The following is a 21,186-nucleotide window of genomic DNA, read 5'->3' as shown; positions in this document are numbered from 1 at the left end:
GTTGACGATAATTGTTGATAAATATTAAACAAAGATTAAATTTGGAATAGAGAGGATTTTTTTAAGGATATATCCTTCTAGAAAGTTAAAGAGTTGTTTCAGACCGATGTTTTACTTTTTCCGAAAACGAACCTCATCAGCTTATGTAATGTGCTAATTTTTATTCTTTTCCGAGAGCGTCCAGCCAAGGGTGATTTTATAAATTTGAATTATTGATATTTAAATCACCCTGCGTGCTTAAGAAAAATAAGATGCCGAAGCTTAATTGAGAGGGGTTTGGTTTGAAAGTGAACTGAGAATGGATGTGTCCTTAGAACTCATCTAAAGCAGAGAAGACTGAGGTCGAGGCAATCTGACCAGATCGGATGATCGGAAAACCGATGTCTTAGGATTCGTTCTAAACTTTTCAAATTCAAAGGATTCTTTAGGCAGACACCACCTTGAAAATCATCAAATTCCCCAATTCTCCGTTTGAACTGCATCAGCCATTTGAGGCGGCCGGAGATCAGCCTCAGGCAATCAAAGAACTCGTCGAAGGCATTGAGGACGGCCTGACGGCCCAGACGCTGCTTGGCGTGACGGGCAGCGGCAAAACCTACACCATGGCGAACGTTATCGCTCGAACCGGTCTGCCGACGCTCATCATGGCGCCGAATAAAACCCTTGCCGCTCAGCTCTACGCGGAAATGAGGGACTTTTTCCCAAACAACGCGGTGGAGTATTTCGTCAGTTACTACGACTACTATCAGCCCGAAGCTTACGTCCCTCAGCGGGATCTGTTTATTGAAAAAGATTCTGCCATCAATGAACACATCGAGCAGATGCGTCTGTCGGCTTCAAAGAGCGTGCTCGAACGCCGTGATGTGATCATTGTCGCGACCGTGTCTGCCATCTACGGTATCGGTAAGCCGGAGTCCTATACCGAGATGCGTCTTATCCTGAAAGTCGGTGACAAGATCGAACAGCGGGATTTGATTTCTCATTTGGTCCGCATCCAATACGAACGCAACGATATGGAATTCACGCGCGGGAAGTTCCGCGTTCGCGGCGACACAATCGACGTGTTCCCGGCTGAGCACTCGGAAATGGCGCTGCGTATTGAGCTGTTCGATGACGAAATCGAAGCTATGTATTTCTTCGATCCGTTAACCGGAAAAACCCGCCAGAAGGTAGACCGCTTTGCTATCTATCCGACATCGAACTATGTCACGCCGAGAAACGATATCCTGCGAGCGATTGAAGCCATCAAAGATGAACTTCGGGATCAGGAAACCAAATTTATAGAGAGCGGCAAGCTGCTTGAAGCGCAGCGTATCCGCGAAAGAACGCTTTTTGACTTGGAGATGCTCCATGAAGTGGGCTTCTGCAAAGGCATTGAGAACTACAGCCGCCACTTAGCAGGAGGTCTGCCCGGAGAGCCGCCTCCGACCTTGATCGACTATCTGCCGAAAGACGCGCTGATGTTCTTTGACGAATCGCACGTTCTTTTAGGTCAGATCGGCGGTATGTACCGCGGAGACAGCGCAAGAAAAGAAACCCTCGTCACCTACGGATTCCGTCTTCCGAGCGCCAAAGATAACCGTCCGCTCCGCTTTGACGAATTCGAAAGCAAGATGCGCCGTGCGATCTTTGTCTCGGCCACTCCGGCAGACTATGAGCTGAATCATTCTTCTCAGATCGTTGAACAGGTGGTGCGTCCGACGGGCCTCGTGGACCCGGAAGTAGAAGTACGGCCGGCTACGACTCAAGTGGACGATGTACTCGGCGAAATCAAAGAGAGAATTCCTAAAGGTCAGCGAATTCTGATTACGACCCTGACTAAACGCATGGCCGAGGACTTAACGGATTTCCTGCAGGATAACGACATCAAAGTCCGTTACCTTCACTCGGACATTGATACGGTGGAACGCGTGGAAATCATTCGTGATCTGCGCGCCGGCGTTTTTGATGTTCTGATCGGTATTAACTTGCTGAGAGAGGGTCTGGATATTCCGGAAGTAGCACTGGTCGCAATTTTGGATGCGGATAAAGAAGGCTTCCTGCGCAGTGAACGCTCTCTGATTCAGACCATCGGACGTGCTGCGCGAAATGTTGAGGGCAAGGCTATTCTTTACGCCGATACGATCACTGATTCCATGCGCCGAGCGATGGACGAAACGGCACGACGCAGAGAAAAACAAACGGCTTACAACGTCGCACACAACATCACGCCTAAGAGCGTTAAGAAAGAGATCCGTGACATTATTGACGGCGTCTATAAGAGCGATAGTCTTGAAAACGAATTCGGTCTGGTGGACGGTCAGGATTACGAAAAAATGGGGCCGAAAGAACTGGCACGCGAAATCAAACGTCTCGAAAACGAAATGTTTGAGCATGCTAAGAATCTCGAATTCGAAAAAGCCTCCGAAGTCCGTGATAAATTGGCGTCTATTCGTAAACAGGTTTTCGGTGCAACGCCCGGCGAGGATGAAGAAGGCGCAAAGCCGAATGCTTGAGTGCTCATTTTGAGTTGAATTATTAGTAATTACCCTATACATTTTTGCAAAAAGCGTTAGGGGCTCGTAAGCTATTGCAACCTGCCTGCGGTGTACGCGAGAGAGGTGTGATTAATTCGTCAATTAAGAAGAATGCAAAAAACATGGTAAAAGTTTTATTTGTGTGCATGGGGAATATCTGTCGTTCCCCTACGGCTGAAGCAGTTTTTAAGAAAATGGTGAAGGAAGCCGGACTGACTGACAAAGTAATCGTGGATTCTGCCGGTACACATGGTTATCACGTCGGAGAGGCGCCGGACGTGCGCGCTCAGATTGCAGGCCGCAAGCGCGGATATGACTTGTCCGAGCTGAGAGCCCGTCAGATTACATCCGACGACTTTAGGGAGTGCGACTTCATTTTGGCGATGGACTGGGAAAATCTGACTGCTATGCAGCAGATCTGCCCGCCGATGTATAAACACAAGCTGGCGCTCCTGATGCGCTACGCAACCGAATACGATACGGCTGTGGTGCCCGATCCGTATTACGGCGGCAATGAAGGTTTCAACACGGTGCTCGATTACTGTGAAGACGCCTGCGAAGGCTTGCTTGAAGTCGTTAAGAAACGCGCTTCCGTCTACATTCCCGGCTCAGCTCTGTAGCCGCTGAGAAATCATTTTCCTTTTTAGCCCTCTTCGGAGGGCTTTTTTAATTCCGACTATTGCGCTCGGAAATAAAACGGTCTATTATTTCCGACTAAATGAATCGGAATAAGTATGAAACTCACTACTAAAGGCCGTTTTGCCGTTACCGCAATGCTTGATATTGCTCTCCACGACCCGGAAGAGTACGTATCCATTGCTGCGATCGGGGACAGACGCCATCTTTCAAGTGCCTATCTTGAGCAGATCTTCGGAAAGCTGCGCAGAGCCGGACTCCTTGAAGGCGTGCGCGGCCCTGCCGGCGGTTACCGTTTGGCCAAGCCTGCAGATCAGATCACGGTGATCGATATTTTGGAAGCCGTGGACGATCCGCTGGAGAAAGCCAGCTGCGATAAAAACAGAGAAGTCTGCGACGGAGAAGGTGAGTGCATCACATTCGATCTTTGGGAAAGCCTCAACGAGGAAATCCGCAAGTTCCTGAAAGGGATCTCGCTGAAAAACCTGGCTGACAAGAAAAAGCTCAAAGATCAGGGCTTAAGCCCCGTATCCATTATCAAACCGAAGGTTTAATAAATCCCCAATTTATCTCTTCATTGGAGCTAATCATGAAGTTCCCTATTTACCTTGATTATTCTGCGACTACGCCTGTGGATCCTCGTGTCGTCGATAAGATGATTCCTTTCCTCTACGAGAATTTCGGCAACGCTGCCAGCACGAGCCACGAGTACGGCTGGAAAGCCAAAGAGGCTGTTGAAAACGCTCGTGCCGAAGTTGCAGCTTTGATCAATGCCGATCCGAAAGAAATCGTCTGGACCAGCGGCGCTACCGAAAGCGACAACCTCGCGATCAAAGGTGCAGCTCGTTTCCATAAGGACAAGGGCAAGCATTTAATCACGGTAAAGACCGAACACAAAGCGGTGTTGGACTCCATGCGCGAGCTCGAACGCGAAGGCTTTGAAGTCACCTACATGGATGTCGGCAAGGACGGACTCTTAGACCTCGACGCTTTGGCTAAAGCCATGCGTTCTGATACAACTCTGGTTTCCGTGATGGCCGTCAACAACGAAATCGGCGTTATTCAGGACATCGAAAAAATCGGTGAAATGTGCCGCGAACGCGGAATCCTGTTCCACGTCGACGCCACTCAGGCTGCCGGTAAGATTCCTCTGGACATGGAAAAACTCAAAGTCGATCTGATGAGCCTTTCTGCTCACAAGCTTTACGGACCGAAGGGTATGGGTGCTCTTTACGTTCGCCGTAAACCGCGTGCCCGTATCGAAGCCATCATCCACGGCGGCGGCCACGAAAGAGGCATGCGCTCCGGCACCCTTGCCACACACCAGATCGTCGGTATGGGCGAAGCCTACAGACTGTGCCGTCTGGAAATGGACGAAGAAATGAAGCGTATCGGCGCTCTTCGCGACAGACTTTGGAAAGGCTTAAGCGAAATCGAAGCCGTTCATGTCAACGGAAGCATGGAACACAGAGCTCCGTTCAACCTCAATGTCAGCTTCGCATTTGTTGAAGGTGAAGCCCTTATGGCCAGCTGTCCTGAAATCGCTGTTTCTTCCGGCTCCGCCTGCACCTCCGCCAGCCTGGAACCGTCCTATGTTCTGCGTGCCCTCGGTATTGATGACGAACTGGCTCATAGCTCCATCCGCTTCAGCTTAGGCCGCTTCACGACGGAAGAAGAGATTGACTACACCGTCAAACTCATCAAAGAAAAGGTTGCACAGCTTCGTGAAATGTCCCCGCTTTGGGAGATGTACAAAGAAGGCGTGGACATGAAACAAGTTAAATGGACAGAACACTAATAAGGAAAGAAAAGAATGCAATACAGCGATAAAGTGATGGATCATTTCCAGCACCCCAGAAACGTCGGCAGACTGGATAAAAACGATCCGAACGTCGGAACCGGTACTCGCGGCGCTCCCGCCTGCGGCGACGTTTTAAGCCTGCAGATCAAGGTCAACGACAACGGCGTGATCGAAGACGCTAAGTTCAAAACCTACGGCTGCACCAGCGCCATCGCTTCCAGCTCTTTGGTCACCGAACTGATCAAGGGCAAGACCTTGGAAGAAGCCGAACAGCTCAAAAATACGGCAATTGCCGAAGAACTCGAGCTTCCTCCCGTCAAAATCCACTGTTCCATTCTTGCGGAAGACGCCATCAAGGCCGCAGTGGAAGACTATCGCCAGAAACAGGCTCAGATTAAGGATAAATAATGTCGGTTACATTGACAGAAAAAGCAGCTTCTCACGTTGAAGAATTCCTTCGCAAACGCGGCAAAGGCGTCGGCCTCAGAGTCGGTGTCAAAACCAGCGGCTGCTCCGGTATGGCTTACGCATTAGAATTTGCAGACAAAATCGAACCCGAAGATCAGGTGTACGAAAGCTACGGGATCAAAGTAATTGTTGATCCCAAGAGCCTGCCCTATATCAACGGAACCGAACTGGACTTTGTCCGTGAAGGTCTCAATACCGGATTCAAATTCAAGAACCCGAACGAGAAAGAAAGCTGCGGCTGCGGCAAGTCTTTCCATGTCTAACTGAAACGGAGGCGCTATGGCGGCGATGAATCCTTTTGAAATTTTCGGTCTGAAACCACAGTTTCGAATCGACAAACAAAAGTTGGATGAAAAGTATTTTGAAATCCAAAAAAAGGTTCATCCCGACCGTTTTGCTTCGGCAAGCGATACTGAAAAGCGCGTTGCTCAGCAGTGGGCAACGCTGATTAATGACGCTTTTCAGAAGCTCAGCGATCCGATCCAGCGAGGTAAAGCCCTTTGCGCGCTGCGAGGACACCCCATTGACGAAGACAGCAGCGGCTCGATTTCTGAAGAGTTTCTTCTTGAGCAGCTGGAACGCCGAGAGGCGATCTCAGATGCAAAGGATTCCGGGAATACGGCTGAGCTGGAAGTGCTGAAGAAAGCGATTGAAAAAGAAAAGGACGAGCTGCTCGACGAGGTGGCAGATGCGTTCGATGTGAAATCTGATGTCTCGCTGGCGGCAGAAGATTTAAAAAAGGTTATGTTTTTAAATCGCCAGCTACTGGATTTTGAATAATGTCACTTCTGCAAATTGCCGAACCGGGAATGTCGACAGCACCGCACGAAGAGCGGTTTGCTGTCGGTATTGATTTGGGCACCACGAATTCATTGGCGGCCACCGTTAGAAACGGTTCTCCCGAAGTTCTCGTTGACGAAAAGAATCAGAAACTGCTTCCTTCTGTTGTCCACTACGAAAAGAATGGAGGCGTGGTTGTTGGTGAAGAAGCCCGTTCACGTGCAGAAGCGGATCCGCTCAACACGATCTCAAGTGTCAAGCGTTTGATGGGCCGAAGCGCTTCTGAGCTGCAGAATAACCGCTACATGCCCTATGACTTCATCAAAGGCGAGGGCATGGTCAAGCTCAACACCTCTCAAGGCGCCAAGAGTCCGGTGGAAGTGTCTGCCGAAATTCTGAAAGTCCTTAAAAAACGCGCCGAAGACGCCTTAGGCGGCGAACTTGTCGGCGCTGTCGTGACGGTACCGGCTTACTTTGATGACGCTCAGCGTCAGGCGACTAAAGACGCCGCTAAGCTTGCCGGTTTGAATGTTCTTCGTCTTTTGAGCGAACCGACGGCGGCCGCTTTGGCTTACGGCCTCGATACCGGCGCCGAAGGTCTTTACATCGTTTATGACTTGGGCGGTGGTACTTTTGACGTTTCTGTCCTTCGTCTGCGCAAAGGCGTTTTTGAGGTGCTCGCCACCGGCGGCAACAGCCAGTTAGGCGGCGATGATTTTGACCAGCGTCTCTACTGCTGGGTCATTGACCAGGCAGGCCGCCCGCTGCTGACGCATTCCGACAGCCGCATGTTGATGGCAAAAGCCAAGGCAGCCAAAGAAACGCTGACGACGGAAAAGAAAGCAACGATTCATGCCAAGATTTCCGGTGACCGCATTATCAATGTCACGATTACACGCGAAGTCTTTGATTCGATCACGCACCACTTAGTAGCAAGAACCATCGAAGCCACGAAACAGACATTAAAGGACGCAGGTCTCAAACGCGATGAAGTAAAAGGTGTCGTGCTTGTCGGCGGCTCAACGCGCATGCCCTGCATCCGCAAGGCAGTGGCCGATTATTTTGACCGCGAACCGCTTACCGATATTGACCCGGATGAAGTGGTGGCAATCGGTGCCGCGCTCCAAGCCAATCTGCTTGCCGGCAACCGCAGCGACGAAGACTGGCTGCTGCTTGACGTCACACCGCTCTCCCTCGGTCTTGAGACCATGGGCGGCTTGGTCGAAAAAGTCATTCCCCGCAATACGCCGATTCCTGTAGCTATGGCACAGGACTTTACAACCTTCAAGGACGGTCAGACCGCGATGTCGATCCATGTCCTTCAGGGTGAACGAGATTTAGTGGAAGAGTGCCGCTCTTTAGCCAAATTCTCTTTACGCGGCATTCCGCCTAAAGTTGCCGGTGCGGCTCGTATTCGTGTGACGTTCCAGGTAGACGCCGACGGACTTTTGTCGGTCACGGCCCGCGAACAAACCACGGGCGTGGAAGCATCCGTTACGGTCAAGCCTTCTTATGGTCTGTCGGAAGATGAAATCAGTCGCATGCTGAAAGATTCCTTCGGTCATGCCGAAGAAGATATGAAGCTGCGCGAATTGCGCGAGCAGAAAGTCGAGGCTGCGCGTCTTCTGGAAAGCATTTACTCAGCACTGTCGTCGGACGCCGACCTTCTCAATGAGGCCGAGCGCGCTCAGATCGGCGCCATGATTCAACATCTGGAGACGGTTCGCGCGCAAGATGACAAGGATGATATTAAAAATTCGATTTCAGCACTGTCCGAGGGAACCAAGGACTTTGCTGCACGTCGAATGAACCGTACGATCTTGGAAGCACTCCAAGGCAAATCTGTTGACGAGGTTTAAAAAATGCCGAAAGTAACCGTTTTACCGCATCCCGGAATCTGCCCGAACGGCGCTGAGTTTGAAGTCCCCGAAGGTACAAACTTAGCTAAGGCTTTGGTCGCTAACGGCGTCAATATCGACCATGCCTGCGAGTTCTCCTGCGCCTGCACGACTTGTCACTGCTACATCGACAAAGGCTTTGACTCGTTGGAGCCGGCTGAAGACGATGAAGAAGATCTGCTTGATCAGGCTTGGGGTCTGAAATCGAATTCCCGCCTGACTTGCCAGACAAAAGTCGGCAAAGAAGACATTACCGTTGAAATTCCGAAATACTCCCGTAATCATGCGAGAGAAAACGAATGATGAAGCTGACTTGGAAGGATCCGCGTGCCATTGCGGAAGAGCTCTACGATGAAAATCCGGACTTAGATCCGCTGACGATCAGCTTTGAGAAGATGCATGCAATGATCGTCGCGCTCCCGGATTTTGATGATGATCCGGAAGCAAGCAACGAAAAAATACTGGAAGCCATCCTGGTCGCTTGGATGGACGAAAGAGATTAGCGTTTAGACGGCCGGCTGATCCAAAAGATCAAGCAGGCCTTCCTGCCAGGCTAAGCCGGCTAAAACAGCAAGGGACGATTCGAATGTGAATCGTCCTTTTTCTATGCGCTCAATAATCGCTTCGGGTTCTAAGAGTTCAAAGCACTCGACCTCGCCGTCCATGTTGTGAGGATGGAAAGAGTCTTCAACATAAGCATTGCAGATGTAAGCGATTTCTCGCATCCAGCCTTCATGAACGGGACGCGAAATGATATTGCGCACGCTAAAAGAGATTTCAAGGGAGCCCGGTGTCACACCGGCTTCTTCAAATGCTTCGCGTTCCATGGCAAGCCCGAAAGGCTCGCCTGCTCCGACTAGACCCGCAGCACAGTTATCCCAATAACCAGGGCCGATCGCTTTCTTGAAAGAACGCTGAGCCACCCACATCCTGCCGTCACGCGTGAACGGATTCAAGTGAACGGCAAAGGTGTTAAAGGCGAAGGGGCGGCACATTGCACGCTCAATAACAGTCAAAGGCGACTCGCAGGCAATGTCATCCGAAGCAGTAACGGAAAGCAGTTCATCTCGCCAGGCAAAGACTTTGTCCGTGCCTTTATAAAGGTGCGAAATCGCTGCCAGACGGCGCGAAGCCTGTCCGGAGTCTTCCGCGGTAAATACGAAAGCATCCGGACGGACGTCACAGAAGCGAAAGGTACTCGCTAAAAACTCGGCATCAGTTCGTTCAATGTGCCCGGCTCGTACGTCGTTAAAGTAAAACGGAATACGAGAGGAGGGCACGGGAACTTCGGCCATGTCGTAAAGCTCTTTTAACAGAGCGGCGATTTTCAGCTTCCTTTCGCTCATGATTCTTAGGCCTCAGGACGCATATGCGGGAAGAGCAGAACGTCACGGATGCTCGGAGAGTCGGTAAGCAGCATGACAAAGCGGTCTAAGCCCACGCCGCAGCCGCCTGTCGGAGGCAGACCGTATTCCAGTGCGCGGACGTAGTCGGCGTCGTAATACATGGCTTCATCATCGCCGCTGGCTTTCAGTTTTGCCTGAGCCATGAAGCGAGCAGCCTGATCCTGCGGGTCGTTCAGCTCGGAGAAGCCGTTGGCGGTTTCGCGACCGGCCATGAAGAGTTCGAAACGCTCGGTGATGCCGGGAACCTTGTCGGAGGCGCGAGCCAGCGGAGAAATTTCAACCGGGTAGTCAATGATGTAAGTCGGCTGAATGAGTTTGGATTCAGCAACGGCTTCAAATATGGCCATCTGCAAAGCGCCGACGCCGGCGTCAGCCTTAGCAGGTTCACCCAGGCGCTTGAGTTCTTCCTGCATGAAGTCCTTGTCTTCGAGCTGCTCAGGGGTGTACTGAGGAGCGTACTTCAGAACGGCTTCCTTAGCAGTCAGGCGATCAAACGGTTTTGTGAGGTCGATGGTATGACCCTGATACTGAATGACAGCGGTACCGATAGTCTTTTCAGCGACGGTGCGCAGAAGTTTTTCGGTGTAGTCCATGAGCCAGTGGTATTCCTTGTAGGCTGCATAGAACTCCATCATTGTGAATTCAGGGTTGTGGCGAACGTCAACGCCTTCGTTGCGGAAGGAGCGGTTGAGTTCAAAAACGCGTTCAAAGCCGCCGACCACTAAGCGCTTCAGATAAAGTTCCGGAGCAATACGCAGATACATATCCATGTCGAGCGCATTGTGGTGTGTGATGAACGGCTTAGCGTTCGCACCGCCGGGGATCGGATGGAGCATCGGAGTTTCCACTTCCATGAAGTGATGTTCCATCATGAATTTACGGGTTTCGGCGATGGCCTTGGAACGGATCATGAAGGTGCGACGTGTGCTTTCGTTCATGATCAGGTCAACATAGCGCTGACGATAACGGGTTTCCGGATCGGAGAGACCGTGGAATTTGTCGGGGAGCGGACGAATGTTCTTGGTCAGCAGACGGAAGTTCTTAACGCGGACGGAAAGCTCGCCGGTCTTGGTGAAGAACAGTGTGCCTGTAGCGCCGACGATATCTCCGATATCAACCATCTTCTTGAAGAAGTCGTAAGTTTCATCGCCGACTTCAGCCTTGGTGATGAAGAACTGGATGTGATCGGTACCGTCTTTAACGGTCAGGAAGCTGGCTTTGCCCATGACGCGCTTGAGCATGACGCGGCCGGCGACAGTGACTTCGACCGGAGCAGCTTCAAGCTCTTCCGGAGTTTTGCTGCCGTTGGCAGCGCGCACTTCTTCAATGCGGTCTTTCTGAACGAAATCATTCGGATAAGCAACGCCTTCGGCTCTGAGTTTGTCGAGTTTGGCTAAACGTTCGGCAATGATATGGTTCTCAGTCTCAAGAACGTCTTCTTTTTTGACGGTTTCTTTCTGGTTTTCCACTTTAGTCTCCAACAGAAATATTGCGAATATCCGAGATGGGCTCTTTGCCGAACTCGTCGCTGTTGAGGTAATTTAAAAGTCGTTTGGCAGTGTCTTCGGGGCTCTGAAGTTTTCCGTCTTTCTCTAAGTCGATAAACCGGTCAACGTTCGGAAAATCTTCCTTAGACGAAGCACGGATGCTGCCCTGCATGCCAGTGTTCACAACGCCCGGAGCGACGGCGCTAAGGCGTGCGGGATTGGGTTTGCCAAGCTGATCTTCAGCTGTGACGGCGGTAAAGCGGTCAAGCGCTGCTTTGGTTGAACAGTACATGGCCCAGCCCGGAACGGACTTGCGGCCGGCGCCGGAAGAGATATTCATGACGCGGCGCTCGCCTTTCCAGCTGCGCGTTTCATTCAGGAAAGCCTGAGTCAGAAGCACCGGGATTTCAAAGTTAACGCGAATGCAGTCAACGGCAACCTGCGGGGAAGCGTTTTCGATCGGACCGACAGGACCCAGCACGCCGGCGTTGTTGATCAGAATCAGACGGTCATGTTCGGCGTATTCCTTATCGGAAAGCAGCCACATCAAAAGCTCGACGGCGCCTTTACGGTCAAGCAGGTCAGCCGTAAACTGGATGAAATTGCAGCCGATCTTATCGGCTTCTTCCACCAAAGCCTTGGAAGGACGGCGTTCCATCGTCACGACGGTGTCGCCGGCCTTAAGCGACTGACGGGTTAATTCAAAGCCGAGCCCTTTAGAGGCGCCGGTAATAATGGTGAGAGTCTTCACGCTCAAACTCCTTGCTTGAGGCTGGCCTCGATAAAGGATTCCAAAGCACCGTCTAAAACGGCAGTCGTGTTGCCGGTTTCGACATTGGTACGCAGGTCTTTGACGCGGGACTGATCCAACACGTAAGAACGGATCTGGTGACCCCAGGAAATATCGCTCTTGTTGTCTTCCAATGCCTGCTGGGTAGCCTGGCGTTTGCGGAGCTCGGCTTCATAAAGACGGCTCTTCAAAATCGTCATGGCCTCTTCCTTGTTCTGATGCTGGCTTCGGCTGGTCTGGCTGACAGCGACTATGCCGGTCGGGATATGCGTGATACGGACGGCGGAGTCGGTCTTCTGAATGTGCTGACCGCCGGCGCCGGAGGCGCGGAACGTGTCAATGCGCAGATCGGCCGGATTGACTTCGATTTCGAAAGAATCGTCGACTTCGGGAACGACGAACACAGAAGCAAAAGAAGTATGACGGCGTGCGTTGGAGTCGAACGGGCTCTTGCGAACTAAGCGGTGAATACCGGTTTCGGTTCTGAGCCAGCCGTAGGCATAGTCGCCGGTGATTTTGATCGTGCAGCCTTTAATGCCGGCCACATCTCCTTCGGTTTCTTCAACAATCTCGGGCTTAAAGCTTTGGCGTTCCGCAAACTTGATATACATGCGCTCAAGCATGCTCGCCCAGTCCTGCGCTTCGGTTCCGCCGGCGCCGGCCTGAATTTCCAGGAAGCAGTTGGCTTCGTCATGTTCCTGATTGAACATGCGCTGGAATTCGAGATGTTCGACCTCTTTCTTGAGGTTGTTGATATCGGCTTCTACCGCTTCCAGAGAGGCGTCATCGTCCTCTTCTTTGGCCATTTCAAATAATTCCAAAGCATCGGAAAGGCCGGTAGTTAGGTGTTTGATGGTAAGGACAACGTCTTCGAGACGTTTCTTTTCTTTGCTCAGCTGCTGAGCTCGCTCTTGATCAGACCAGATGCTCGGGTCCTCGAGCGCTTGATTAACTTCTTCTAAACGACGCTCTTTCTGGTCGTAGTCAAAGATACCTCCGCAGCTCTTCAGTGCGAGCTTGAAGGTCCTCGGCGGTGGTGCCGATTAGGTTTAAACGTTCAACTTCCATTTCTTAACGCGTTGATATTAAAAAGAACCCTCAATTATATAAGAGCGGACCCAATCCTTAACTCGTTGAGCGGGCGGAAATGGGTCCGTTTTTTGTCAATTGTGTAAGTTTGTTTGCACGACAGAAAACCGCTAGGCCGTCCAGTCCTCAAACTCGTCTTCCATACCTTCGATGATGAGCTGCACCGACTGACGTCCTCGGAAGTCATTGATGTCGAGCTTGTAAGCTAAACGCACGGTCGGAGGCAGTTCGCGTTTGTGGCGGAACCAAATGGCCTGAATCTCTCTGCCGTCGACTTCAAGAGAGAGCTTCAGATGCTGATCTTTCAAGACTCTCTGAGAAAGTACCTTGAACTGATTGGCAAAGAGCGGTTCCGGGAAAGCCTGACCCCAGACGTGCTTGCGGATGGCTTCAACGAGTTCAATGTTGAAGTCGGAAGCTCTGAGCTCGCCGTCTGTGACGATGTTGCGCTCGAACATTTCCGGATCGGAAAGTTCTTTGACAGCGCGGGCAAAGAGCTCCTTGAATTCATCAAATGCATCCTTACGGATCGTAAGACCTGCAGCCATCGCGTGACCGCCGAATTTCAGGATCAGCCCCGGACTCAGTTTGCTGACACGATCCAATGCATCGCGCAGATGAATGCCGGGAATAGAGCGCCCCGAGCCTTTAAGCACATGCTCGCCGTTTTCTTCCGACGGAGCAAACGCAATGACCGGGCGATAAGTTTGTTCTTTGATGCGGGAGGCTACTAAACCGATGATGCCGGCGTGCCAGTCGTCACCCTTAAGAACGATGGAATTGCTGTCATCGACGGAAATCGTCTGTAGGGACAGAATAGCGTCGGACTGCATGGATACTTCGCGGTTGCGGCGCTCGGTATTGATTTGGTCGAGTTCTTTTGCGTAAAAGAGCGCCGTGTTGTAGTCGTAGCTTGTCAGACACTCAACACCCTTGTTGATGCTGTCCAAACGACCTGCGGCGTTGATGCGGGGCCCGAGGATGTAGCCCAAGTCATTGGCACTGATGCGATGCGCATTCTTGCCTGCTACGGAGAGCAGGGCGCTCACGCCGGGCTGCATTTTGCCGGCGCGAATGCTGTCCAAGCCTTTGGAAACGAGGATTCGGTTGTTGCGGTCTAACGGGACAACGTCGGCAACCGTACCCAAGGCCACCAAATCAATGAGATGCTGAAGATTAGGCTGTTTTCCGTTCGGGTAAGCGCCTTTGGCGCGGAGTGCGGAGCGCACGGCGATTAACACGTAAAAGATGACGCCCACACCCGCCAAAGATTTGCTCGGGAAGGTATCTCCGCGCTGATTCGGATTGACGACGAGGGTGTCGGGGATTTCATCGCCGGGCAGGTGGTGGTCGGTAACGACGGCCTCGATTCCGAGGGTTTTAGCATGTTCAACCGCAGCCACCGAAGAAATTCCGTTGTCTACGGTAATGATGAGTTCGGCGCCGGCAGCGGCTGCTCGATCGACAAGCTGAGGAGACAGGCCGTAGCCGTCCTTGTCACGGTCCGGGATTAAATAAGAGACATTGAAGGCGCCGAGCGCCTGCAGTCCCAGAATACCGACGGAAACAGCAGTCGCGCCGTCACAGTCGTAGTCCCCAATGATTACGATCTTTTTCTGCTTCCAGATGGCATCGGCAATCGCTTCTCCGGCTTCTCTGCAGTTTTTAAGATCCCACGGAGAAAGCATTTCCTTGAATTCATAATCAAGGTCGGACGGGCTTGTGACGTGTCTGGCCGCTAAAGCGCGGGCCAGCGGTTCGGGAAAGCCGCGGTTGGTGAGCGCCTGAACGACATTTCGGTCAAATCGGCGAATCGTTATTTTGGTCATAACTTTGTGGATTTTAGCGGCCGGAGTTCAGCCATGCTTCGGTGTAGTTTTTAGGACTCTTCCAAAAGGCAAAAGAAGACTTTTGTTCCTGAAGTTTTTCAATGACGCTGACGCGCAGACCGTCGGAAGCGACCACGCGGGGATGATATTTCTCAAATCCTTTTGCCGTGGCCGTGAGATGCTCCATGCGCTCAACGGCGCGTGTCCAGGAGGCGTTCCAGCGGGCGGGATCTGTTTTGACAGTCGGATCGTTAAACTCGTCGAGGATGCAGAAGCGGTCGCCTTCAGGGCAGTCAGGCCAAGCGGCCGTCGAAGATTTAATGTAGGCCCGCGCAATGCCCGCCGCCTCAGCGATGCCGCGAATCGTGGGATCGCTTGTCAGAGCACAGCGAATCTGAGTGTAAGGCAGGAGCTGCTCCTCAAAAGCACCGCCGTTGATCCAAAAACCTTCAACCGGTGGCCGTCCGGCTTTTACTCGGAATTCATTGAAAGCGCTTTTTGCAAGGCTATCTTCAATGGCTCGAGTGATTTCACTCCATTCAGCGGCCTCGGGGCCGGCAGCCTGCGCCGGTTCTTTGTTTTCCTGGGCAAGCCACGGAGCAATCAGAACTTGCCATGCTTTCTTGCGCGCAAGGAAAAAGCGTCCGTCCAAAACCTGCACTTCAAAATCAAATTGCCGAGCGACTGGATTCAAAAGATCTCTCAGATCGCATTCTTCATCGATATCAAAGATGTCGCCGGCGCTTTTAAGCACGCCGTTTTCTTTGCGGTAGCCGTTTAGGGCCCAAAATTCCTGATGAACTTTCGGACCTCCGAGACCCTTCCAGAGATAAGGAGCGGTCGGGGCTAGATTTTCGCGCTGAGTCAGCAGCATCCATACCCACTGTATCGAAGCAAAACCGCTGAGCGCCGGGTTTTCAAAAATCGTGGCGCCCCTCGGTTCTCCGAAACCTTCAAGGAAATTTCGCAAAACGGGCGGATAGGCGTCCTTTCCTAACGCTTTAATCTCATTAGGAGAAGGCAGTGAATTGGGCAATAAAAATATACATGCGGGCATAGCCTTAAATTCTAATTGTTTGATCTCACAGCTAGAATAGCCTGAACGTTTAGTTGGATAAAATTTGTGAAAAATAAACCTTTATCCGGTCTGCCCTTCGAGTGGATGATCGGTTTGCGATACACACTGTCGCGCCGCAAAGGACGCAGCGACGGATTCGTATCGTTCATATCAGCCATGTCCATGGCTTCCATCGCCTTGGGCGTCATGGCCCTCATCATAGTCTTATCCGTGATGAACGGGTTCCAGAAAGAAGTTCGAGACAAGATGCTCTCCGTGCTTTCGCATGCCGAAGTGCTGTCGATCGGAGCTCCGATTCCGGACTGGCAGAAGACTGCCGCAGAACTGAAGAAGCAGCAGCCGGAGATCATCGGCGCAGCGCCTTTCTTAAGAGGGCAGGGGCTGCTGACAAGCGGCACCAACGTACGCGGTGTCCAGCTCAACGGTATTGATCCTGAGACGGACTCTCAGGTCAGCGACGTCGCAAAAAACATGAAGATCGGACAGCTGTCCGACTTAAAGCCCGGTGAATTCAAGATCATTCTCGGCACGGACTTAGCCAGAATGCTCGGCGTGATCCCCGGAGAAAAGGTCAACGTGATGGTGCCTCAGGGACAGTTCACGCCGGCCGGAACCATGCCCCGCATGCGCCAGTTCACGGTCGCAGGCGTCTTTATTTCCGGCCACTACGAGTTTGACAGCGCAATGAGCTTCATCAATCTCACGGACGCCGAAAAACTCATGCGTACTCAAACACCCGGAGGCATTCGACTGAAGCTCTCCAACATGCAGGATGCACCGAGAGTCGCCGCTGAACTCAATAATCAAATGCCGCCGGGTCTTTTGGCAACCGATTGGTCTCGTCAGAATCGGACTTGGTTTGCGGCCGTTCAGGTCGAAAAACGCATGATGGGCATCATTTTGTTCCTGATCGTTTTAGTCGGCGCATTTGGTCTGGTCTCTTCTTTAGTGATGACCGTCAACTCTAAACGCAGTGACATCGCAATCCTTCGAACCCAAGGTGCAACGCGCGGTTCGATCATGCGCATCTTTATGGTTCAGGGCGCTTTCATCGGAACCGCAGGCGTGCTGATCGGTGTCGGCGTAGGACTCCTCATTGCCAGCAATGTAGACTCTATCGTGGGTGCGATTGAACAGCTGTTCGGCGTTCAGTTCCTGCCCAAAGAAATCTACTTTATCTCGGCAATGCCGAGTGATCCGAGGGCATCCGATGTGATCCCGATCGCTGTCTTTTCTTTCCTTCTGGCTCTTGCGGCAACCGTCTATCCGAGCTGGAGAGCGGCAAATATTCAACCGGCTGAGGCACTGAGGTATGAATAACAACGTCGTATTAAAGGCTCTCGGCCTGCAGAAAAGCTATAAAGAGGGCGGCCGACTGTTGCATGTTTTGAAAGACGTCAATCTGGAAGTTCACGAGGGCGAGTCGGTGGCAATCGTGGGCACGTCCGGCTCCGGAAAAACAACGCTCCTGCAGTGCATCGGCGGTCTGGACCGTTTTGATAAAGGTTTGATCGAAATCGGCGGAGAAAACATCGCCGAACTCTCCGAGCAGCGTTTAACCGAGCTGCGCAACCGCAAACTCGGCTTTGTGTATCAGTTCCATCATCTGCTGCCGGAATTTACGGCCATGGAAAACGTGGCCATGCCGCTCAAAATTCGGCGTGAAAAAGCGTCTGTCGCTCAAAAGAGGGCTGAAAGCCTGCTAAAAGCAATGGGACTTGCTGATCGCGCCGATCATCTGCCGAGCCAGCTGTCCGGCGGCGAACGTCAGCGTGTCGCTATCGCCCGAGCAGTCAGCGGCTCCCCGCTGTGTCTTCTGGCCGATGAGCCCACCGGCAACCTGGACGGCGAGACGGCTGAGGTTGTCATCGACTACCTGCTCAAATTGTCGTCCTCTCAGGGCTTGGCCCTGGTCATTGTGACGCATGATCCTGATATTGCCGCGCGATGCGATCGCGTTGTGCGTTTAAAGAACGGCTGCATCTTGCCAGAGAAAAATTAAATGCTTCGCTGGATTGACACCCATAACCATCTGTTCGTTCTCTCGGAAGAGCAGCAGAAAAAAGAAGTTTGGGAGGCCAGCCGGGTCGGCGTCGTCTCTTCTTTGGTGTGCGCGGGCGGTGTCGATAATCTGAAAGATGCCCGGCGCTGTGCGTATGAACATGACCAAGCTTACGCGTGCGGCATTCATCCGCTTTACATCAGATCTTCCTGGAAAGACGATCTGACAGCGTTGGAAGCTTTCCTGGAAGAGCATCAAGATGATCCTCGTTTAGCTGCGGTAGGCGAGTGCGGTCTGGATTTTTCTGCTGCCTGCAGCGTTCCGCATGACGTCCAGGAAGAAGTTTTTTCTGCTCAGTTAAAGTTTGCCCGTAAGTACGGCTTGCCGCTGAGTCTTCACGGCCGTGAAGCGATGGATATCGTCCTCAAATACATTCGTCGTTTGCCGCCGCAGCTCGGAATCATTCACGCCTTTAACGGAAGCATGGCTCAGGCGCAAGCGTTCCTGCAAAATGGTTTTAAGCTGGGCTACGGCGGAGCAATGACGTACGACGGCTCGAAACGTATTCGCAAAATCTTGTCCGAGCTTCCCGATGATGCTTGGGTCCTAGAGACGGATTGTCCGGATATGCCCCCGAGCTGGGTGCGGGAACAAAATCAGAAGAACCCCGAAAGCGCCCTTGCGGACACGGCTCGCTACGGCGCGCTTGCCGCGGAGTTAAGAAATACGCCTGTGGGAAAAATTTCGGAGCAGAGCATTCAAAACACGCTTAAAGTGATCCCGAAATTCAGAGTGTTAATTTCCGCCTCCCGAGACGAAAAAAGTCCTTTTGTTTCCTAAAAGAAGCCTTTTGCTTGGCTAATATAAAGACTGTCTCGACGATCACGGTCGCCGAGTCGGGAGAATTTGTCCTCATAAATTGCCAAGGCCGGAAATGACATCCGGGTCTGCGGCAAAAACTCATTCTTTTAGGAAATTAACGTGAAGCGAATTTTAGTGGCTGTCACCGGTCCCGACAGCTTCGGTGTTGTTTACACAACCTCCGATACTCTGAACAAACTTGGCTGCTCCATCATCGATATGGATCAAACGACGGTGAGAAACGAATACTCCGCCATCATGATCGTGGATAAGCCGGAGAGTGTTGGCGACGACGAAGTCGCAAAGATTATTAAAGAAGCACTGAAGGGCAAAGGCTTCGATATGTCCGTCCTCGTCCGCGATTACGTTCCGGGCGAAGCTACCGTCACACAGGGCGAACCGTTCGTCCTTACGGTTGACGGCACTGACAGCAGAGATATTCTGACGGCATTTACCCGAGTGTTCTATGAGGGCCACATCAACATCGACAGTTTCAGAACGATTGAAGTAAAACTGGACGATGCCGGCAATCCTCTGCCGCAGCCGCGTGTTCTTCTGGTGTTTGAAGTCACTGTTCCTCCCGAAGTGGACAGAAAGGCTCTAAGCAGAACTCTTTCCGACATCGCCCACGACCGTCATCTTTCCATGAGCATGCAGCACCGCCGAATTTTTGAAGCGGTTCATCGTGTGTCTATCGCTTAATTCAAAAAGGAATCAATCAAATGCTTACAGAACGTGAGGTCATCTCCACGCTGGATATGCTCAGAAGCGAACATTTGGATGTTCGTACCGTGACTCTGGGCTTGAACTTATTCGATTGTGCAAGCGATAACTTCGACACCTTCGCTTACCGCGTCCGCTCCAAAATTAATCGCCATGCCAAGAACCTCGTTGCCATCTGCAACGAAGTCGGCGACCGCTACGGTATTCCCGTTGTCAATAAGCGTATTACGGTCTCTCCGATCGGAACCGTCTGTGCCGGATACAGCCGTGACCAGATGGTCAAGGTCTGCAAACTCTTAGACGACTGCGCCACCGACGCCGGCGTCGACTTCTTAGGCGGCTTCGGCGCCTTGGTCGAAAAAGGCATCACGCCGGGAGAAAGAAACCTGATTGATGCGCTGCCTGAAGCTTTAGCAACCACGAACCACGTTTGCTCTTCCATCAACGTCGGCCGCACTCGCACCGGCATCAATATGGACGCAGTCAAACTGATGGGTCAAAGAGTGCTGGATGTGGCTGCTGCAACTGCTGACCGCGACGGTCTCGGCTGCTGCAAACTGGTTGTCTTCTGCAATATTCCGGAAGACGTACCCTTCATGGCCGGCGGCTATCTCGGCGTCGGCGAAGCTGATGCGGTGATCAGCGTCGGTGTTTCCGGTCCGGGCGTTGTGAAAAAAGCAATTGACCGCGCCGTTCGCAGAAGGGGCGAGCAGGTCTCGATCACAGAAATTGCTGAAATCATTAAGACCACTGCCTTTAAGGTGACGAAGGTCGGTCAGCTGATCGGTACTGAAGTTGCCGAAAAAATGAATCTGCCTTTCGGTGTGGCTGACCTGTCTCTGGCCCCGACACCTGAGGTCGGCGACTCCGTCGGTGAAATCTTCCAGAGCGTCGGTTTGTCCTCTATCGGAGCTCCGGGGTCTACTGCCGTGCTCGCCATGCTGAACGATGCCGTGAAGAAGGGCGGTGTTTTTGCCTCCTCTTCCGTCGGCGGACTCTCCGGTGCCTTCATTCCCGTGAGTGAAGATGCGGCCATTGCCGATGCTGCTGCTAAAGGCCTCCTGACACTCGAAAAACTCGAAGCAATGACCTGCGTTTGCTCTGTCGGTCTCGATATGATCGCGATCCCGGGCGACACGCCGGCTGACGTCATCTCCGCCATCATTGCCGATGAAAGCGCAATCGGTATGATCAATGCCAAGACCACGGCTGTCCGTCTCATCCCCGTTCCCGGCAAGACGGTCGGTGAACGTGCCGAATTCGGCGGCTTGCTCGGCGGCGCCGATATTATGGCTGTTCAAAAGGGTTCGGCTGCCGGCTTCATCAACCGCGGCGGACGCATCCCGGCCCCGATTCACAGCTTCAAGAACTAAGAGAAGGAAACCAATATGCCCGAGATTAAACGTATCGAGCCCGGACGCCGCTTCAGCGAAGCGGTGGTCTGTGACGGAGTAGTCTATATCTCCGGACAAGTGGATCTGGCCCGTAACCGGGATCCGAAAGTACAGACAGCAGAAGTGCTCAAAACAATCGATGATCTGCTTGCAAAAGCCGGTTCGGACAAGGAGCACATTCTTCGCTGTACTATCTACCTTTCGAACATGGGGTACTTTTCCGAGATGAATCAGGCTTGGGAAGAATGGGTGAGCAAAACCAATCCCCCGGCCCGATCCGTCCTCGAGTCTGCACTTCCCGATCCGTCTTGGAAAGTACAGATTTCAACAGTCGCAGTTGTAGTGGATTAACGAGCGGAAATTTAGACAAATCAGACAGATTCGGTAAAATTACGCATCCTTTTGTAGAAGGTAGTTTCTGTATCAGG

The 21,186-nt window shown here is 52.2% G+C and carries 22 protein-coding genes; 16 read left to right on the top strand and 6 right to left on the bottom strand.

All coding sequences use genetic code 11. From position 1 onward, the window contains the following. Positions 1 to 440 precede the first annotated feature (440 nt). The 10 genes from uvrB to iscX all read left to right on the top strand — a co-directional run bounded on the left by uvrB (position 441) and on the right by iscX (position 8,602). Positions 441 to 2,495, top strand: a complete 2,055-nt coding sequence (uvrB, locus tag ACZND6_RS00795; RefSeq protein ID WP_293737123.1) for an excinuclease ABC subunit UvrB — start codon at positions 441 to 443, stop codon at positions 2,493 to 2,495. Between the two features lie 143 nt (positions 2,496 to 2,638). Continuing rightward, entirely contained in the window at positions 2,639 to 3,136 is a 498-nt protein-coding gene (locus ACZND6_RS00790; protein ID WP_008811458.1) for a low molecular weight protein-tyrosine-phosphatase, read from the top strand. A gap of 114 nt (positions 3,137 to 3,250) precedes the next feature. Next, entirely contained in the window at positions 3,251 to 3,706 is a 456-nt protein-coding gene (locus ACZND6_RS00785; RefSeq protein WP_022099542.1) for an Rrf2 family transcriptional regulator, read from the top strand. Between the two features lie 35 nt (positions 3,707 to 3,741). Beyond that, positions 3,742 to 4,950 carry an IscS subfamily cysteine desulfurase gene (locus tag ACZND6_RS00780; protein WP_022099541.1) on the top strand — a complete coding sequence of 403 codons (1,209 nt, stop codon included), beginning with the start codon at positions 3,742 to 3,744 and terminating at the stop codon, positions 4,948 to 4,950. 15 nt (positions 4,951 to 4,965) lie between these two features. Further along, entirely contained in the window at positions 4,966 to 5,361 is a 396-nt protein-coding gene (iscU, locus tag ACZND6_RS00775; RefSeq protein ID WP_008811461.1) for a Fe-S cluster assembly scaffold IscU, read from the top strand. Further along, a complete protein-coding gene (iscA, locus tag ACZND6_RS00770; RefSeq protein WP_008811462.1) occupies positions 5,361 to 5,684 on the top strand; it encodes an iron-sulfur cluster assembly protein IscA in 324 nt (107 codons plus the stop codon). The genes iscU and iscA overlap by 1 nt, the downstream gene beginning before the upstream one ends. A gap of 16 nt (positions 5,685 to 5,700) precedes the next feature. Then, positions 5,701 to 6,201, top strand: a complete 501-nt coding sequence (gene hscB, locus ACZND6_RS00765) for a Fe-S protein assembly co-chaperone HscB (RefSeq protein ID WP_300874303.1) — start codon at positions 5,701 to 5,703, stop codon at positions 6,199 to 6,201. Continuing rightward, positions 6,201 to 8,060 (top strand): Fe-S protein assembly chaperone HscA, encoded by a 1,860-nt coding sequence (gene hscA / locus ACZND6_RS00760; RefSeq protein WP_300874305.1) that lies wholly within the window; start codon positions 6,201 to 6,203, stop codon positions 8,058 to 8,060. The genes hscB and hscA overlap by 1 nt, the downstream gene beginning before the upstream one ends. 3 nt (positions 8,061 to 8,063) lie before the next feature. After that, the gene (gene fdx / locus ACZND6_RS00755; RefSeq protein ID WP_300874308.1) at positions 8,064 to 8,402 is read left to right on the top strand and encodes an ISC system 2Fe-2S type ferredoxin; all 339 of its coding nucleotides are present in this window, start codon (positions 8,064 to 8,066) and stop codon (positions 8,400 to 8,402) included. Beyond that, positions 8,402 to 8,602 (top strand): Fe-S cluster assembly protein IscX, encoded by a 201-nt coding sequence (gene iscX / locus ACZND6_RS00750; RefSeq protein WP_008864336.1) that lies wholly within the window; start codon positions 8,402 to 8,404, stop codon positions 8,600 to 8,602. The genes fdx and iscX overlap by 1 nt, the downstream gene beginning before the upstream one ends. Before the next feature lie 3 nt (positions 8,603 to 8,605). Here iscX and ACZND6_RS00745 read toward each other — a convergent pair whose 3' ends face one another. From ACZND6_RS00745 to ACZND6_RS00720, 6 genes are all read right to left on the bottom strand, one after another. Beyond that, on the bottom strand, positions 8,606 to 9,445 hold the full coding sequence (locus ACZND6_RS00745) for an NUDIX hydrolase (RefSeq protein WP_300874311.1): 840 nt from the start codon (positions 9,443 to 9,445) through the stop codon (positions 8,606 to 8,608). Between the two features lie 5 nt (positions 9,446 to 9,450). Continuing rightward, positions 9,451 to 10,986 carry a lysine--tRNA ligase gene (gene lysS / locus ACZND6_RS00740; protein WP_008864334.1) on the bottom strand — a complete coding sequence of 512 codons (1,536 nt, stop codon included), beginning with the start codon at positions 10,984 to 10,986 and terminating at the stop codon, positions 9,451 to 9,453. Further along, a complete protein-coding gene (locus ACZND6_RS00735; RefSeq protein WP_008811469.1) occupies positions 10,976 to 11,743 on the bottom strand; it encodes an SDR family NAD(P)-dependent oxidoreductase in 768 nt (255 codons plus the stop codon). Before ACZND6_RS00735 ends, lysS begins: the two co-directional genes overlap by 11 nt. A 2-nt stretch (positions 11,744 to 11,745) precedes the next feature. Then, positions 11,746 to 12,850, bottom strand: a protein-coding gene (gene prfB / locus ACZND6_RS00730; protein ID WP_118631445.1) for a peptide chain release factor 2 whose coding sequence is annotated in 2 segments (ribosomal slippage) — positions 11,746 to 12,768 and positions 12,770 to 12,850 — 1,104 coding nt in all. Because the reading frame shifts where the segments join, the coding sequence is not laid out codon by codon here. 131 nt (positions 12,851 to 12,981) lie between these two features. Continuing rightward, positions 12,982 to 14,700 carry a single-stranded-DNA-specific exonuclease RecJ gene (gene recJ / locus ACZND6_RS00725; RefSeq protein ID WP_300874316.1) on the bottom strand — a complete coding sequence of 573 codons (1,719 nt, stop codon included), beginning with the start codon at positions 14,698 to 14,700 and terminating at the stop codon, positions 12,982 to 12,984. A 13-nt stretch (positions 14,701 to 14,713) separates the two neighbouring features. Then, positions 14,714 to 15,757, bottom strand: a complete 1,044-nt coding sequence (locus tag ACZND6_RS00720; protein ID WP_293737132.1) for a hypothetical protein — start codon at positions 15,755 to 15,757, stop codon at positions 14,714 to 14,716. A gap of 105 nt (positions 15,758 to 15,862) precedes the next feature. Here ACZND6_RS00720 and ACZND6_RS00715 point away from each other — a divergent pair, with 105 nt between their 5' ends. The 6 genes from ACZND6_RS00715 (at position 15,863) to ACZND6_RS00690 (ending at position 21,109) form a co-directional block, all read left to right on the top strand. Continuing rightward, positions 15,863 to 17,098, top strand: coding sequence for a lipoprotein-releasing ABC transporter permease subunit (locus ACZND6_RS00715; protein ID WP_300874381.1), 1,236 nt, complete (start codon positions 15,863 to 15,865; stop codon positions 17,096 to 17,098). Then, positions 17,091 to 17,780, top strand: a complete 690-nt coding sequence (locus ACZND6_RS00710; protein ID WP_300874319.1) for an ABC transporter ATP-binding protein — start codon at positions 17,091 to 17,093, stop codon at positions 17,778 to 17,780. Before ACZND6_RS00715 ends, ACZND6_RS00710 begins: the two co-directional genes overlap by 8 nt. Then, complete coding sequence (locus ACZND6_RS00705) at positions 17,781 to 18,620, top strand: TatD family hydrolase (protein ID WP_489524279.1); 840 nt, start codon at positions 17,781 to 17,783, stop codon at positions 18,618 to 18,620. A gap of 141 nt (positions 18,621 to 18,761) precedes the next feature. Then, positions 18,762 to 19,343 (top strand): ACT domain-containing protein, encoded by a 582-nt coding sequence (locus tag ACZND6_RS00700; RefSeq protein WP_293737135.1) that lies wholly within the window; start codon positions 18,762 to 18,764, stop codon positions 19,341 to 19,343. 20 nt (positions 19,344 to 19,363) lie between these two features. After that, positions 19,364 to 20,737 (top strand): PFL family protein, encoded by a 1,374-nt coding sequence (locus tag ACZND6_RS00695; RefSeq protein ID WP_293737136.1) that lies wholly within the window; start codon positions 19,364 to 19,366, stop codon positions 20,735 to 20,737. 15 nt (positions 20,738 to 20,752) lie between these two features. Continuing rightward, the gene (locus ACZND6_RS00690) at positions 20,753 to 21,109 is read left to right on the top strand and encodes a RidA family protein (RefSeq protein ID WP_293737137.1); all 357 of its coding nucleotides are present in this window, start codon (positions 20,753 to 20,755) and stop codon (positions 21,107 to 21,109) included. The last annotated feature ends 77 nt before the right edge of the window (positions 21,110 to 21,186 follow it).

It is taken from the genome of Parasutterella sp. (assembly GCF_057870745.1).
The sequence above is the reverse complement of the archived record's forward strand: the minus strand, read 5'-3'. Positions and strand labels throughout refer to the sequence as shown.

Coding starts and splice junctions, on each gene's coding strand:
- hscB (WP_300874303.1), top strand. CDS start 5,701: ATGGCGGCGATGAATCCTTTTGAAATTTTCGGTCTGAAACCACAGTTT.
- ACZND6_RS00690 (WP_293737137.1), top strand. CDS start 20,753: ATGCCCGAGATTAAACGTATCGAGCCCGGACGCCGCTTCAGCGAAGCG.
- ACZND6_RS00720 (WP_293737132.1), bottom strand. CDS start 15,757: ATGCCCGCATGTATATTTTTATTGCCCAATTCACTGCCTTCTCCTAAT.
- ACZND6_RS00710 (WP_300874319.1), top strand. CDS start 17,091: ATGAATAACAACGTCGTATTAAAGGCTCTCGGCCTGCAGAAAAGCTAT.
- ACZND6_RS00705 (WP_489524279.1), top strand. CDS start 17,781: ATGCTTCGCTGGATTGACACCCATAACCATCTGTTCGTTCTCTCGGAA.
- iscA (WP_008811462.1), top strand. CDS start 5,361: ATGTCGGTTACATTGACAGAAAAAGCAGCTTCTCACGTTGAAGAATTC.
- ACZND6_RS00715 (WP_300874381.1), top strand. CDS start 15,863: ATGATCGGTTTGCGATACACACTGTCGCGCCGCAAAGGACGCAGCGAC.
- iscX (WP_008864336.1), top strand. CDS start 8,402: ATGAAGCTGACTTGGAAGGATCCGCGTGCCATTGCGGAAGAGCTCTAC.
- hscA (WP_300874305.1), top strand. CDS start 6,201: ATGTCACTTCTGCAAATTGCCGAACCGGGAATGTCGACAGCACCGCAC.
- recJ (WP_300874316.1), bottom strand. CDS start 14,700: ATGACCAAAATAACGATTCGCCGATTTGACCGAAATGTCGTTCAGGCG.
- ACZND6_RS00745 (WP_300874311.1), bottom strand. CDS start 9,445: ATGAGCGAAAGGAAGCTGAAAATCGCCGCTCTGTTAAAAGAGCTTTAC.
- ACZND6_RS00695 (WP_293737136.1), top strand. CDS start 19,364: ATGCTTACAGAACGTGAGGTCATCTCCACGCTGGATATGCTCAGAAGC.
- iscU (WP_008811461.1), top strand. CDS start 4,966: ATGCAATACAGCGATAAAGTGATGGATCATTTCCAGCACCCCAGAAAC.
- ACZND6_RS00780 (WP_022099541.1), top strand. CDS start 3,742: ATGAAGTTCCCTATTTACCTTGATTATTCTGCGACTACGCCTGTGGAT.
- ACZND6_RS00785 (WP_022099542.1), top strand. CDS start 3,251: ATGAAACTCACTACTAAAGGCCGTTTTGCCGTTACCGCAATGCTTGAT.
- fdx (WP_300874308.1), top strand. CDS start 8,064: ATGCCGAAAGTAACCGTTTTACCGCATCCCGGAATCTGCCCGAACGGC.
- ACZND6_RS00790 (WP_008811458.1), top strand. CDS start 2,639: ATGGTAAAAGTTTTATTTGTGTGCATGGGGAATATCTGTCGTTCCCCT.